This window comes from Nodosilinea nodulosa PCC 7104, assembly GCF_000309385.1.
Lineage (GTDB): Bacteria > Cyanobacteriota > Cyanobacteriia > Phormidesmidales > Phormidesmidaceae > Nodosilinea > Nodosilinea nodulosa.
Window position 1 is genome coordinate 2144793 of the sequence record NZ_JH976537.1, and the last position, 13369, is coordinate 2158161.

A 13369-nucleotide genomic window follows, 5' to 3' on the forward strand; every position below is an offset into this window, starting at 1 on the left:
CCGAAATGCGTTTCATAGACAATCAGACCTATCTACTTATTATTGCAGCAGCCCATACTCCTTGGGCTGCTGCAATAAGTATTCTGCGCGAGGCTTCTCTATCGTTCAGAGGAGGTGATTTACAAAATTTAATCGCTGACCGAAAATAATTCTGCCTTTCGGTACATGTTAATGGGAAGAGTAAACGTTTATTTCTGATAATAAATAAAATACAGTTGTGGTTGCGGTTTTAGGCACGCGATCGCTGGCCTTCTGACAAGCCGTTAGCCTAGGTTTAGCATTATTTTTTGGGCGCACTTTTAACTGAGTCGAGAAATTAAGCCGGTCTTCATTCAAAAGCAAGAGCAGCAAGGAGATATTGTGAACAACGTGCTAGGAATTATTCTGGGTGGTGGGGCTGGCACTCGCCTCTACCCGCTGACCAAAACCCGCGCCAAGCCTGCGGTGCCCCTGGGAGGGAAGCATCGGCTGATTGATATTCCAATCAGTAACTGCATCAATTCCGATATTTCAAAAATTTACGTGCTGACGCAGTTCAACTCGGCTTCCCTAAACGCTCATATTTCCCGATCTTACAGCTTCTCAGGGTTTCAGCAGGGGTTTGTAGAAGTACTGGCTGCCCAGCAAACCCCCGAAAACATGGAATGGTTTCAGGGCACTGCCGACGCCGTGCGGCAGTACATAGATCGCTTTAAAGACATGAATGTAGATGAGTACTTAATCCTGTCGGGCGATCATCTGTACCGCATGGACTACCGCGATTTTGTTCAGCACCACCGCGATACCAACGCCGACATTACGCTATCAGTACTGCCGGTAGACAGCAAGCGGGCCTCCAGCTTTGGCCTGATGAAAATTGACGATTCTGGCCGCATCGTTGACTTTAGCGAAAAACCGAAGGGCGATGCCCTGGCAGACATGCAGGTAGATACTACTACCCTAGGCCTTTCCCCCGAAGAAGCCAGGGCAAAACCCTACATTGCCTCCATGGGAATTTACTTATTCAAGCGTGAGGTGCTGATTGACCTGCTCGATAAGTATGCTGACCAGACCGACTTCGGCAAAGAAATTCTCCCTAACTCCGCCAAAGATCATCGAGTCCAGGCCTACCTGTTTAACGATTATTGGGAAGATATTGGCACTATCGAGTCATTTTTTAACGCCAATCTGGCTCTGGTCAAGCAGCCCAACCCGCTGTTTAGTTTCTATGACGAGTCTGCCCCGATCTACACCAGGGCGCGATACCTGCCGCCCACTAAATATCTCCAGTGTACGATTAGCCAGTCCATGGTAAGTGAGGGCTGCGTACTCAAAGAATGTCAGATTAGCAATTCGGTGATTGGCATTCGCTCTCGAATTGAGTCGGGCTGCATGATTGAGGACAGTTTGGTAATGGGGGCTGACTATTACCAGGATAATTTTGAGCGACGAGGCAACTGCGATCGCACCACTATTCCCCTCGGCATTGGCTCGGGCAGCACTGTTCACCACGCCATTATCGACAAAAATGCCCGCATTGGCTGCAATGTTCAAATTCTCAATAAAGACCGTGTTGAAGAGGCCGACCGAGAGGATGAGGGATTTTACATTCGCAGCGGCATTATCACCGTGTTGAGGGGGGCTACTATTCCCGACGACACCGTTATTTAGCCTAGATGTAGCCTAAAGCAGCGGATTTTTAGCTTGTAGCCACAGTCACTCAGGTCATGGCATCCAGAGGCGTTTGAGCATTTTGAGGGGAAATGCCTTAATCAATCAGACCAGACTGGCTACAGCCATATCTGACCACCAACTGCGCAGCAGGCCAATGGACTGAAGTCCTGCTTTAGCGAAAGTGTTCCTATTGACCGATGGGCAATACAGGCAGCTTTCTTAGACTGTAAGGGTGTTCAATGAATTTGGAGAATAACCCATGGGTATTCAAGATAGAGCCGAAGCTACCGCCAAGAATGTTGAAGGTAAGGCCCAAGAGGCCGCTGGTAAAGTGACCGGCAGCACCTCCGACCAAATGGAAGGCAAAGCCAAGCAAGGCGAAGCCAAGGCTAAGCACGCTAAAGAAGATGTAAAAGATCAGGCCAAAAAAGCCATTGACTAGTTAAATTTGGCTAACCGTTTTAGCCAAATTTAACCATCAGCTTAGGGAGCAGTCTCCTGCTCCCTATTTTTTTGCCAAGCAGCTGAACAACGCTGAAGCTATTGCCATAGTCAAGTTGGTTAGGACATCCAGAAACCCTATGAATATTCAAACGTTTGAACGTTCATAGGGACATGTCTTAACCAGACTGAATACAGCTATATTTTTTGAGTTTTTTGCCGATGCCGCCGATTGATTGAGATCAGCTATCCACCGAGTAGCTGCCCGACTTGCCGCCGATTTTCGACAGTAGGCGAATGCTGCGAATTTCGATGGATTTCTCTAGCCCCTTAGCCATGTCGTAAAGGGTGAGGGCGGCAACGCTGACGGCGGTGAGGGCCTCCATTTCAACGCCGGTTTCGGCTTTGGTTTTGACCGTCGCCTGAATTTGGTAGCCCGGCAGACTCGGAACGGGAACGATCTGCACCTCCACCTTTTGGAGCGGCAGAGGGTGGCAGAGGGGTATCAGGTGAGCGGTTTGCTTAGCGGCCATAATGCCGGCGATGCGGGCAGTCCCCAGCACGTCACCCTTGGGGGCGTTGCCAGCCTCAATCGTGGCCAGGGTTTGGGGCTGCATGACGACCGTGGCCTCGGCTATGGCCTGCCGTACGGTCTGGGCTTTGGCGGCGACATCGACCATGTGGGCCTGGCCCTGGGCATCGAGGTGAGTCAGCGCCGCCGTCGAATCAGACACGGAAGGATTAGTTGTCATGGATATAAATTTGCCAAAGGAACATGCTATTATAGGAAGCCTGCACAAGGGCGTGTAGCTCAGTGGACTAGAGCACGTGGCTACGGACCACGGTGTCGGGGGTTCGAATCCCTCCTCGCCCGTTTCTAATCAAGTCTCGCTTACCCAGCTCCGTTAGGGCTGCGGTTGGGCGGCTCAACGGCATAGAGGTCTCGGCCATGGCCCAGGGCAAACCTGAGGGAGTGACTGAGGTCTTTGCTGTTGGCGGTGACAAAAATGGCCAGACCCAGGCAGGTCATTAGCCTAGAGAGGCCAAAGATGCCCCGGTAGCCCAGCTGATCGGCAATGGTGCCAAAGATGGGGCCAGCCAGGGCGATGCCAACGTCAAATCCCACCATGGCCAGACCAAAGGTGCGACCGCGATCGCTGGGGGTAGAGCGATCGCCCATCAGCGCCGCAATCATTGGAATCAGAGTGCCGCCCGCAAATCCCTGGACCAGTCCCGCCAGCAAAAACATCGGCGCGCTGCGGGCCAGCCAAAACATCCCCATGGCCAAGCTATAAACGAGCAGGCTGGCGGTAATAAACCGCCCCCGCCCGTAGCGATCGCTGGCCCGCCCGGCCACCAGGCGAGACATAAAGCTGGCCAGGGCCGAGGCGCTGTAGATCAGCCCCACATTCAGAGCCAGGCCCGCCTCGCGCACGTACAGCGGCACAAAGGTGCTGAGGGTGCCAAAGGCTAGCCCCACCAGCAGCAAAATCGCCGCTGGGGTTCGTACCCGGCCGCTCCACAGCTGCCCCCAAAACTCCTTGGCCCCGTCGCCTTCAGCCCGGCGGGGCTGATAGGGCTCGTGCAGATACATCACCAGCCCCAGGCCAACGATACCCAGCAGCCCCATGGCCAAAAATGCCGTGGTAAACCCTGTCGCCTCGTAGAGAAAGCCCCCCAGGGCCGGGCCGAGGGCCAGGCCAATCGGGTTAACCAGGGTCATGTAGCCAATCAGCTCGCCGCGCTGGGCGGGAGGGGCCAAATCGAGCACCAGAGCGCTGTAGGCCACCACAAAGGCGGCAATGCTCAGCCCGTGAAAAGCCCGCACGGCGACCATGGCCAGGATCGAGGTGTCGAGGGTAATGGGTTGTCCGGCCAGCGACAGCGGCACTGTCCAGCGGGGCAAAAACTGCACCAGCAGGTAGCCAAAGGGGGCGATCGCGATCGCCCCCATCCCCACCAGCAGCACCACCTTGCGGCCCCGCTGATCGGCCAGTCGCGCCAGGTAGGGCCGCGCCGCCAGCAGGCCGATGGCGAAAGACGCCATCACAATGCCGATCTGCTGACCGCTGCCGCCCAGGGTTTCAATAAACAGGGGCAGCGTTGGCAGCAGGCCCGCCAGCCCGGCCCAAAAGCACAGCCCAGCGGCGAACAGCACCGTCAAATTGGTGCGCACCGAGGGGCTAAAGGTTGAGAAAATAGTCAAAACAATCGCTCTCCGAGTAGAGTTCCGGGTGCTCGGCAGCATGCCGCTCCGGTTGAATCACCGCATCCCAGTCTTCTAATGTAAACAAATGTTGCAGTCGTCAGCCATAGAGCGCAGCGCCAGCTTTGATCCCACGGGCCGCTATCGGTACAGTCTGGGGCGTCGGTGGAGCTCAGCTCCCACCTTGGCCATCATCATGCTCAATCCCAGCCAGGCGGACGGTAGCGTAGACGACCCCACCCTGCGCCGCTGCATCGGGCTGGCTCGGGGCTGGGGCTTTGGGGCGATCGCGGTGGTCAACCTGTTTGCCTACCGCACCCCCCACCCGAGAGTGCTGCGCCAGGTCGATGACCCCGTTGGCCCCGACAACGATGCGGCCCTAGTCTCAGCCGTTCAGCAAGCTAGTCATATTCTGCTGGCCTGGGGTAACGAGGGGCACTGGCTGGGACGCGATCGCGCCATCCTGGCGCTGCTGAATTCCTACCAGGCTCAATGCCACTGCCTAGGACAAAACCGCACCGGCCAACCCCGACACCCCCTCTACGTACCCCGCAGCGCGTCGCTACAACCCTGGAGCCGTCAGGTATCCCGCCGCGACGAACCCCGCCGCTCAGGTTTTTGATAAACCCCATAGGCGGCAAAAATGCCTAGCAAAAAACCAAACAAGTGGCCCCACCAGGCCACCATGGGCTGGGTCGGCAGCATGCCAAAAATAAAGTAGCTGTAGTTGATCAGCACGAACACCGAAATCAGCAGCGGCACCACCCGCCGCTCTAGCCAGCCAATGCAAAGCAGATAGCCAAACAGCGTGTAGACAACGCCGCTCAGCCCGTGAACGCTGCTGGGGCCAAGCAGCCAGGCCGCCACACCGCCCCCCAGCCAGCCCACCAGCAGCGTAATCCAGTAGTCGCGGCGGCTTTTGGCCAAAATCAGCCAGCTAAAAATGAGAAACCCAACCGTGTTGGCCATCAGGTGAGCGAAGCCAGAATGGGAAAACGCCGACAGAAAAATGCCCGGTATACCCTCAATGCTGCGGGGGTGTAGGGGCAGGTTCCAGCGACCGCCAAACACCACCTGATCGATAATTTCCTGCGCCCAGGGAATGGCTACCAGGTAAAGAGGTAAGAAAAAATTAGCCTTTAGCTGCTGGCCCCAGCTGCCAGGCGCCGATGTATTGGGGGCTGGCGCCGATTTGTCGGCAGGGCGCTGGGCCGCCGGAGGAGAGGCACTACCGATCTCCACCTCTAGCTGCTTGAGTCGGGCCTGTAGGTCTGCGTCGTCCAAGGTGGTTGCGAAGAGTGGCGAAAGGGGAATCTGCCCAGGTAAACTCTGGGGCTATAGCCAGAGTAGCGCTTCCGTCCTGCCACTGCCCAGCACCAAAATTCCGGCCCTGGGGCTAGCTTGGTGACAGATTGGACACAGTTCTCTAGCTACAATCTCTTCAGGCTGAACGACAGAGCGCTGTAGCCTTTGCCCCACAGCCAACGGGCCATGCTGGAATCGAACCAGCGACCGACCGCTTAGAAGGCGGTTGCTCTATCCGCTGAGCTAATGGCCCCAATAAATCGCCCCTCTATTTTAGGGGGTGTAGGTAGATCTCAGGGCAGACTAGACAAATAGAATGTTGAAAAAACCGCAGCGGAATGCTGTCGGTGCAGCCAGGGCCGCTAAAATAGGTCTCTTAACGACAGACTTTACAATATACGAGGGTTTGCCAGACTTTATCCCATCAACATTGACGCAGTATTAAGGGTGCGGTTTACCGTTGCAGCCGCCGCCTACTGCAGGTACTCACCTCAGCTAGGAGTCAGCAGGCCATAACATGTTTATCCTCAAGCGGCAGGATGTGGACATCAAAACGATGCACCATCCTCAAAAAGATCAACAGATCCCGATTTTGTCTTACCAAGGGCAAACCTTTCGGCTGCTGAGCGTGTTTACCGCTGCCCAGGAAGACGATGCGAGGGCGCTGTGGCGCGACCTGACCGACAACCGGGGCAAAGCCTGCGTACTGCTAGAAGAACCCGAGCGCTTTAGCATCTGGGGCAAGATTCGCCTCGACCAGTTTGACCACGATACGGGCGGCGATACGGGCACTCCGCCAGCGGAGGCGACCTACATTAAGGCCTGCCTGCTCATGCTCCAGGTGCTGTACATGGATGTGGAAGACTTGCTGGGGGCCAAGCAGGCCCGCCAGTTCGAGGGCGACATTAGCAAGGTGTTTGTGGCCTGGAAGTTTCCCCAGGCGGCCACCCCCGATGCCGTGAAAAATTTGTTGACCGTGGACCCGCTAGCGATGCCGCAGCTGCCGCCCTGGCAAGATCACCACCTGCATCGCCTGCTAGAAGAAACCCACCGCATTGGCAAAGACTACTTTGGCAACGCTAACTTTGGCGATCGCGCCCTGGAGGCCGTCGAAGATCTCACGACCAACGAGCAAGCTCTGTTTCGGCAGTGGTTGCAGCAGTCGCCAACGGGCAAGCTGTGGGTGTAGCAGGCGTATGCTCAGCCCTGGGTGCCCAGCTCTAGAGTTTAAGAATTATTGCTCTGCGCGACTAATTAGATCTATTCTTGGGGGCCGGATGCCCATAGGCGTAGGTACTCGGTACAATTCAGGCGTTGCGCTGGGCTTTTTGCCGAGGCCGCTCGATGGTTGCGGTGGTCAAAGACCGTCCCTGGGGGCCATCGCAGTTTTTAGTCGGCATTGGTGCAGTCGGCATTGGTGCCGTTGAGTTCCTTCAGGAGTGAACCCTTGAGCAAGTCATCAACCCCTTCTTCCGCCCGTGATATGTCTACCCCGCTGCTGGTGGGGGCATGCATTGCCTGGGGCACGGTTACGCTGCTGTTCTTTTTGCTGTTTACCGCCCCAGGGGAGGATGGTGCTCAGCCCGCCTGGTTTTTGCTGGGAATCAACCTGCTAGAAACCGGTGCCTTTCTGCTGGCCTCGGTGCTGTGCTTTCGCAACTGGCGCAGTACCCAAATTGCCAGCGGTCGCAACGTGTGGTTCTGGATTGGCCTGGGGCTGTTGTTCTATGTTTTCGGCAACATTTTGTTCTTCCTGTGGGGAAATATCTGGGGCCTCGACCCGGCGGTGTCGCTGGGCGACTTTTTCTACATCTTTAGCTATATCTTTCTGGCGGCGGGCATGTTTAAGGCGGTGCTGCCCCGGCGGCTAAACCTGGAGCTGCCCCAGTGGCTGATGGTGATTGGCATTGGTCTGGGCGGTATTTTGCTGGCAATTTTTGTCAATCTGGCGGCGGCGGAGGCGACGGTAATACCCAGCGCCCCAGGAGCCGAGGTTTACCTATCCCAGGCGGAGGCGCCGCCGGTGGCCGTGCCGGACGCAGCGCCGGAGGTTGCCCCCACCCCCCCCGAGCCGTCCAAAGCCCCTGGCTGGGTGTCGCAGCTAGACAAAAAACTTGAGCCGCTGGCCGATGGGGTCGGCCTCATGTACCTGATTGGCGATATTGTGCTGCTGATTATTGCCGGGACGCTGCTGGTGGCGTTTTGGGGTGGGCGCTACTCGCAGTCCTGGAAGCTGATTGCGATCGCGGCCTTTTGCCTCTATATCGCCGACATGTTTTTCGCCTACGCGGTCAACACTGACACCTACATCGAAGGCAGTCTTTGGGAAGTCTTCTGGACGTTTTCGGCGGTGTTTTTTGGCCTCGGGGCGGTGGTCGAGCACGCGGTTTCTGTCCATTCCCGGCGCAGCACCCGGCGCCGCCGCAGTTAAGCCGATGGGACATCCTCCAGGGATATTGGCCTTAAGATGTTAGATGGCATTGTTACGGAACCCACGGCATGGCACCCAAAAAGCTGACAGAGGCTGACAAGACATCTATCTTGAGCCTGTACCGCCAGCCCAAAGAGACCACATCGACACTGGCGGAGCGCTACGGGGTCAGCAACAGCACGATCAGTCGGCTCCTGAAGGCCAGTCTGCCCGAGGCCGAGTACAGTGTTTTGATTCAGAAAAAGCGAGGCGCTACAGAGAAGACCGCTCCAGAGAAGGCTGCTTCAGAAAAGCCTGTAGTCGTCCCCCCAGCGCTATCCCTAGACGAAGCCCCGGCCAAAGCCAAGCCCCGCCGCAAAAAAGACGCCGATCCCGAGGTCGCTCCCTCCGAGCCAGCGGCTGAGGTCGCGCCCGCCGAGGCCGAAGCCGACGCGATCGCCCCGGCCAAACCCACTCGCAAGCGGCGCTCCAAGGCGGCTGAAGCATCCACCGCTTCTGATGCCGCCTCCGACACCTCCGAAAGCTCCCCCGAGGTTCTGCCTGAGCCTGCCCAGCTTTCGCTGCCCGAGCCGACGGCGGCCCCAGAGAAACCGGCCCGCCCGGTCCTAAAGTCGTCCCAGGCGGCGGCGATCGCCCCTCCACCGACCTCGAACGAGGCCAAAGCTGCCTCAGAAGCCGCTCCAGAAGCCGCTGATCTCGACGACGACTGGGACGACGACGCCATTCTGGGCGACGATTACGACGATGGCGACGACAGCGACGACGAGGATGACGACGACGAGGCCGGCTACGCCTGGGAGGGCAGCGGCACGGCCCAGCGGCAGGGCGCTGATAGCTCCAACCTTGGTATTTTAGAGATTTCACCCCTCACTGCCGAAGCGCTGCCGCCCTTGTGCTATGTCGTGGTCGAGCGCACTTCCTCGGAGCTGGTAGTGCTGCCCCTGCGCACCTTTGCCGACCTCGGCCAAATTCCTGAGGCCGAAGGCGATTCGCGCACCCTGCCCGTGTTTGAAAACCACAACGTGGCCCGTCGATTTTCGCGGCGCAACCAGCGGGTGGTCAAAGTGCCTGACGGAACCCTGCTCCAAACCACCAGTCCCTACCTCCAGGCTAAGGGCATTACCCGCCTGCTAATTGACGGGCAGGTATTTTCCCTCGGCCAGGACCCGGTAGAGGCGGTGGCCCCTAGCTCCGACGAGTAGCCAGCCTGACTCCTCAGCGCTGGTCCCCCGGTCAGCGGGCAGGTCAAACCTAGGAGAAAGTGCCGAAAAAAGTTAACCTTACCCGCGTACATTTTCTCTCGATCTCCCCATAAACTAAGCTTTGGGGCCTGTACTGCGGGGATCTATGGATGTACTTCTGCAAATCGCCATTGGCATTGGGCTGAGTGCAGCGGCCGGATTCAGAATTTTGGTGCCTTTCTTAATTGCTGGCATTGCCGCCCAGCAGGGCTATCTAACCCTGTCTCCCGGCCTGGCCTGGATGGGAACAACCCCAGCCATTTTGGCGTTTACCGCCGCCACGGTTCTGGAGGTGCTGGTTTACTTTGTGCCGGTGGTTGACAATCTCATGGATGCCGTAGAGCTGCCCGCCGCCGCGATCGCAGGTACAGTGCTTACCCTCGCCGTCACCGGCGACATGAACCCATTTTTGCAGTGGAGCCTGGCGCTGATTGCCGGGGGCGGGGTGGCCAGCAGCACCCAGGCCTTTACCGGGCTAACGCGGCTGGCCTCTACGGCAGCGGCTGGTCCGGTGGGCAACATTGCCGTTTCTACCACAGAGCTAGCCAGCTCAACCATCCTTTCGGTACTGGCGATCGCGGTGCCAATTTTAGTACTGATCGTAGTGGGCGTGCTGCTGTATTTGGTCTTTCGGCGGCGGGGCCGCAAACGACGGGTCTACTAAAACCCCTGCCCCCTGCGTACCGCCAGCCCGCCCAACATCCACGCACCGCTACAGGAATCGCCAGCTATGGCTACCAATACCACCATTACCCCAGCCCAGTCAGCCTTTGAGCACCATTTCAAGGCAATGGTGCCGCTGATTTTATCGGAATGGCCTCAGCTAATCGAAGAAAATTTGCTGGCCACCGAAGGCGACCTGGATCTGGCTGTGGCCTATATCAGCGATGAAACCGATCACACTCAGACCCTTACTCGCCATCACCTCGACGAGTTGGCAACCCTGATTGCGCCAGCCAGTACCAAGGCCAAAGCGCCCGCCAAAAGCCCAGACGCCGCAAGCCCAGACGCCGCAAGCCCAGACGCCGCAAGCCCAGACGAGGAAGAAGCATTCAGGGCTGACACAGTCTTAGCAGATAGCGTGCCCACCAGAGTTGGCACCTTTTTAGAGGAGACAATCCCCTCCGCCGTCAGCACCATTCTGGAGGAGACGGTGCCCTCCAGCGTTGACCAACTGCTGAACGAGCTAGAATCTCGAGCCGAGCACCTGATCGCAGAACTCAAGGCCGACATGCTGCCTGAACTAGAGAAAAAAGCCCGTGGCAATCTCGGCACCAGTCTGCTGATTGCCCTGGGGCTAGGGTTTGTCTTAGGGTTGCTCGTAGGAGGCAAGCGTGACTAGTTCCACATCCACCTGGGATCACATCGAAGACTACTTGCGACGGGTGCTGCGGCTAGGAACCGTGCTAATCGACACCCATCTGGATATGGCGGTGCAGGAGGCCAACTACGAAAGCCGCCGCCTGATCGGTGGCGTTATTATGCTGGGCATTGGCATTGGCCTGTTGACCACCGTGGGGGTTTTAGCCCAAATTATGGGCGTTTTATTTGCCTACGACCAGGGGCTTTCCTGGCTAGAGGCCGTTGGAGCCGTAGCTGGAGTTAACCTGCTGCTCGGCATTGTGTTGCTCGTGGCCGGTCGGCTGCGGCTGCGGGGTCCAGTGATGACCCAGACCCAGGCGCGTTTGGCGCGATCGATGGCGCTGCTCAAAGCTAAGGAATGATCCAGAGCGGACCTGTGCCAATTTTAGAGTTCTGATGTAGGTTGGTGTTGAGCGAAGCGTTCGCGTAGCGTCTCCAGGGGAGAAAACCCAACTCCAGCAAGGGTTTTGTTGGGTTTTGCCAGCTCAACCAAACCTACGACTGGTCAAAGCTATAGCAACATCCAACTTTGAGCTGAATAGAGGGAATCAGGCTTTAGTCATGGCCTGCTGAGTCAGCAGAGTTGACTGCCAGTTACCCAGAAAAACTGGTCTGCGTAATGGGAATGTGGTTGGGCTGGCCCGCCACATCCTGCAACCAGCGGCAGACATTGGCAAAGCGACTTAGCTCAAAGCCGCCCTCGGAGGCGACATGGGTATAGGCATAGAGAGCGATATCGGCAATGGTGTAGCGCTGTGCAACAAAGAACTGATGGGCTGCCAAATGCCGATCCATTACCGCCAGAGCATCGTAGCCCTGCTCTTGCTTGTAGGGCAGGGCAATTTTTTGGTAGGGGTTGAGTTCGGGTACATGGCAGAGCCAAAACCGGGGTGTGGCAATATTCGGCTCGTGGCTATACTGCTCAAAAAACATCCAGCTCATCACCTGGGTTTGTGCCAGGCGCTCCTCGGGCAAAAAGGAGGTTCCCTGGGCCAGATAGAACAGAATCGCGTTTGACTCTGCCAAATAATAGCCGGGCTCAATCTCTAAAACCGGAATGCGCCCGTTGGGGTTTTTGGCCAAAAACTCGGCGGTGCGGGTCTCGCCCTGGAGAATATCCATCTCGATATACTCGAATGGAAGGGATAGCTGAGACAGCAGCAGCCTGACCTTATAGCCATTGCCCGAGGGCTGGTAGTCGTAGAGTCGATACATCGCCTCACCTGTGGATGTTGCTAGGGGTGTTGTACCAAACCCGACTTCCAAAAAACCTGAATTAACATCAGGTATCTCGCAGGGGCAAACGGCTGCTTGTCCTGGCCCATTGGGAGTATACAACCAGAATTCGGGGCTAATCTTGCTGAGTCGAAAACTGGCGCGCGCCGATCGCCGCCAGCACCGCCGCCGCCACAATCAACACCGGGATGGTAAACCACGGAAACTCGGCGATGGGCTGATAGGCCGCCGCCCGCAGGCCCACCGTGGTGTAGGTCAGGGGCAGCAGATAAACAATTACCTTCAGCGCCATCGGCAGGGTGCTGGGGTCGAAGAAGGTGCCGCCCAAAAACGACATCGGCACGATCAAAAAGTTGTTGAACAGGCCTACGCTTTCCAGAGACTTTACGTTCAGGCCGACGATTACCCCCAGACCGGCAAACACGGCGCAGTTGAGCACCACCAGCAGCAAAAACAGCGGGTTAATAAAGCTCCAAAACCGCCCGGTGAAGAGAATCGCTACCAAAATCACCGAGCCTGCCGTCATTAGCCCGCGCACAATGCCCGCCAGCATTTTGCCCAGGTGCAGCGCCAGGGGATGCACCGGGTAGAGCAGCATTTCCTCAAAGGTTTTGGTAAACAGGCGATCGCCGCAAATTGAAAACGTGGTGCCGCCAAAGCTAATCACCATCGACGACAGCGCCACCATGCCCGGCAAAATAAACTCCAGGTAGTTGTCGCCCGCTGGGGGTGTCGTGACCTGGTCGATGGCGCTGCCCAGGCCCAGGCCAAAGGCCAAAATATAGATCAGCGGCGACACCAGCCCCGACGCCGCCACCTGGGGAATCCGCACCCGCAGATCTAGCCAGTCGCCCCAAAATACCGTGAGCATATCTGCCCAGAGGGTGCGCAAAGGCAGCGCCTCGATCTGACGCGAACGGGGACGGGAGAGAATATTAGTCACGACATCATCTGTAACGCTTCTTAATAGTCTAGGGCGTCGGGGGCCTCTCGTCAGGCCGTCGGGGAATTAGGCACCCTAAATCTATCGGCGGACTCAGCCTAGGGGTTGAAGAGTTCGTCCTCGCGGCCAACCCACCACTCGCCCAACCCCATTAGCTCTTGGTGCAGGGCGCTGAGTTCTTCCATATAGACCTCAGGGGGCGTGGTATCTTTGCGCTCTTGCAGCTTTGTCAATCGCAACAGCACTAGCAGCCAGGGTTTGGAGATGCCATCTCTGGCCTCAATGAATTGGGCTAGTTCGCGACTATCCATGGTGAACCTGCAGGTCGGGGCTATGAATAACTTAGCAGTGGTTCAGAAGCGTTGCCTGCCTGGGGAGACTCCCTAGGGTTGTATATATCTATTGCATTCGAGACACGAAAATTTAGACTAGCTTGTTGCCTAATCCCCGGCTTTTTAGCATGAAGATAGGCCACGCCCTGGCGTTCGCCCTGGCGGAGCGTTCCGGAGGAAAGCGTTCCGGAGGAAGGCTTTGCCAAAGGAAACTCGTAG

General features: G+C 57.2%; 15 protein-coding genes and 2 tRNA genes. 10 read left to right on the top strand and 7 right to left on the bottom strand.

Features of this window, described 5'->3' with window-relative positions; genetic code table 11:
• The first annotated feature begins 360 nt into the window (after positions 1-360).
• Together LEPTO7104_RS0109750 and LEPTO7104_RS0109755 are read left to right on the top strand one after the other, a co-directional pair.
• Entirely contained in the window at positions 361-1650 is a 1290-nt protein-coding gene (locus LEPTO7104_RS0109750) for a glucose-1-phosphate adenylyltransferase (protein WP_017298388.1), read from the top strand.
• A 262-nt stretch (positions 1651-1912) separates the two neighbouring features.
• A complete protein-coding gene (locus LEPTO7104_RS0109755) occupies positions 1913-2095 on the top strand; it encodes a CsbD family protein (protein WP_017298389.1) in 183 nt (60 codons plus the stop codon).
• A gap of 241 nt (positions 2096-2336) precedes the next feature.
• On the opposite strand, the gene moaC is transcribed toward LEPTO7104_RS0109755, so the two are convergent.
• Complete coding sequence (moaC, locus tag LEPTO7104_RS0109760) at positions 2337-2846, bottom strand: cyclic pyranopterin monophosphate synthase MoaC (RefSeq protein WP_026072539.1); 510 nt, start codon at positions 2844-2846, stop codon at positions 2337-2339.
• A 48-nt stretch (positions 2847-2894) separates the two neighbouring features.
• Between moaC and LEPTO7104_RS0109765 the strand changes: the two genes are divergently transcribed.
• Positions 2895-2968: transfer RNA gene (locus LEPTO7104_RS0109765), tRNA-Arg, on the top strand.
• Between the two features lie 18 nt (positions 2969-2986).
• Here LEPTO7104_RS0109765 and LEPTO7104_RS0109770 read toward each other — a convergent pair.
• A complete protein-coding gene (locus LEPTO7104_RS0109770) occupies positions 2987-4300 on the bottom strand; it encodes an MFS transporter (protein WP_017298391.1) in 1314 nt (437 codons plus the stop codon).
• An 88-nt stretch (positions 4301-4388) separates the two neighbouring features.
• On the opposite strand from LEPTO7104_RS0109770, the gene LEPTO7104_RS0109775 reads away from it, so the two are divergent.
• The gene (locus LEPTO7104_RS0109775; RefSeq protein WP_017298392.1) at positions 4389-4922 is read left to right on the top strand and encodes a DUF1643 domain-containing protein; all 534 of its coding nucleotides are present in this window, start codon (positions 4389-4391) and stop codon (positions 4920-4922) included.
• Here the strand turns inward: LEPTO7104_RS0109775 and LEPTO7104_RS0109780 are convergent.
• Both LEPTO7104_RS0109780 and LEPTO7104_RS0109785 read right to left on the bottom strand, forming a co-directional pair.
• Positions 4880-5584 carry a rhomboid family intramembrane serine protease gene (locus tag LEPTO7104_RS0109780; RefSeq protein WP_017298393.1) on the bottom strand — a complete coding sequence of 235 codons (705 nt, stop codon included), beginning with the start codon at positions 5582-5584 and terminating at the stop codon, positions 4880-4882. The two genes, LEPTO7104_RS0109775 and LEPTO7104_RS0109780, sit on opposite strands and share 43 nt — an antisense overlap.
• Before the next feature lie 201 nt (positions 5585-5785).
• A tRNA-Arg gene (locus LEPTO7104_RS0109785) sits at positions 5786-5858 on the bottom strand.
• Positions 5859-6122: 264 nt separating this feature from the next.
• On the opposite strand from LEPTO7104_RS0109785, the gene LEPTO7104_RS0109790 reads away from it, so the two are divergent.
• The 6 genes from LEPTO7104_RS0109790 to LEPTO7104_RS0109820 all read left to right on the top strand — a co-directional run bounded on the left by LEPTO7104_RS0109790 (position 6123) and on the right by LEPTO7104_RS0109820 (position 11001).
• Complete coding sequence (locus LEPTO7104_RS0109790; RefSeq protein ID WP_017298394.1) at positions 6123-6794, top strand: Npun_F0813 family protein; 672 nt, start codon at positions 6123-6125, stop codon at positions 6792-6794.
• A gap of 258 nt (positions 6795-7052) precedes the next feature.
• Positions 7053-8036 (top strand): hypothetical protein, encoded by a 984-nt coding sequence (locus tag LEPTO7104_RS0109800; protein WP_026072540.1) that lies wholly within the window; start codon positions 7053-7055, stop codon positions 8034-8036.
• Positions 8037-8104: 68 nt separating this feature from the next.
• Entirely contained in the window at positions 8105-9238 is a 1134-nt protein-coding gene (locus LEPTO7104_RS33365; RefSeq protein WP_017298397.1) for a hypothetical protein, read from the top strand.
• A gap of 145 nt (positions 9239-9383) precedes the next feature.
• Positions 9384-9941 (top strand): DUF4126 domain-containing protein, encoded by a 558-nt coding sequence (locus LEPTO7104_RS0109810; RefSeq protein ID WP_017298398.1) that lies wholly within the window; start codon positions 9384-9386, stop codon positions 9939-9941.
• A 66-nt stretch (positions 9942-10007) separates the two neighbouring features.
• On the top strand, positions 10008-10619 hold the full coding sequence (locus LEPTO7104_RS0109815; RefSeq protein WP_017298399.1) for a hypothetical protein: 612 nt from the start codon (positions 10008-10010) through the stop codon (positions 10617-10619).
• Positions 10612-11001, top strand: a complete 390-nt coding sequence (locus tag LEPTO7104_RS0109820) for a phage holin family protein (RefSeq protein ID WP_017298400.1) — start codon at positions 10612-10614, stop codon at positions 10999-11001. The genes LEPTO7104_RS0109815 and LEPTO7104_RS0109820 overlap by 8 nt, the downstream gene beginning before the upstream one ends.
• A 232-nt stretch (positions 11002-11233) precedes the next feature.
• On the opposite strand, the gene LEPTO7104_RS0109825 is transcribed toward LEPTO7104_RS0109820, so the two are convergent.
• The 3 genes from LEPTO7104_RS0109825 to LEPTO7104_RS0109835 all read right to left on the bottom strand — a co-directional run bounded on the left by LEPTO7104_RS0109825 (position 11234) and on the right by LEPTO7104_RS0109835 (position 13129).
• Positions 11234-11854, bottom strand: coding sequence for a glutathione S-transferase family protein (locus LEPTO7104_RS0109825; protein WP_017298401.1), 621 nt, complete (start codon positions 11852-11854; stop codon positions 11234-11236).
• A gap of 136 nt (positions 11855-11990) precedes the next feature.
• Positions 11991-12746 (bottom strand): ABC transporter permease, encoded by a 756-nt coding sequence (locus LEPTO7104_RS0109830; protein WP_017298402.1) that lies wholly within the window; start codon positions 12744-12746, stop codon positions 11991-11993.
• Positions 12747-12916: 170 nt separating this feature from the next.
• A complete protein-coding gene (locus LEPTO7104_RS0109835) occupies positions 12917-13129 on the bottom strand; it encodes a hypothetical protein (RefSeq protein ID WP_017298403.1) in 213 nt (70 codons plus the stop codon).
• Positions 13130-13369: the final 240 nt, after the last annotated feature.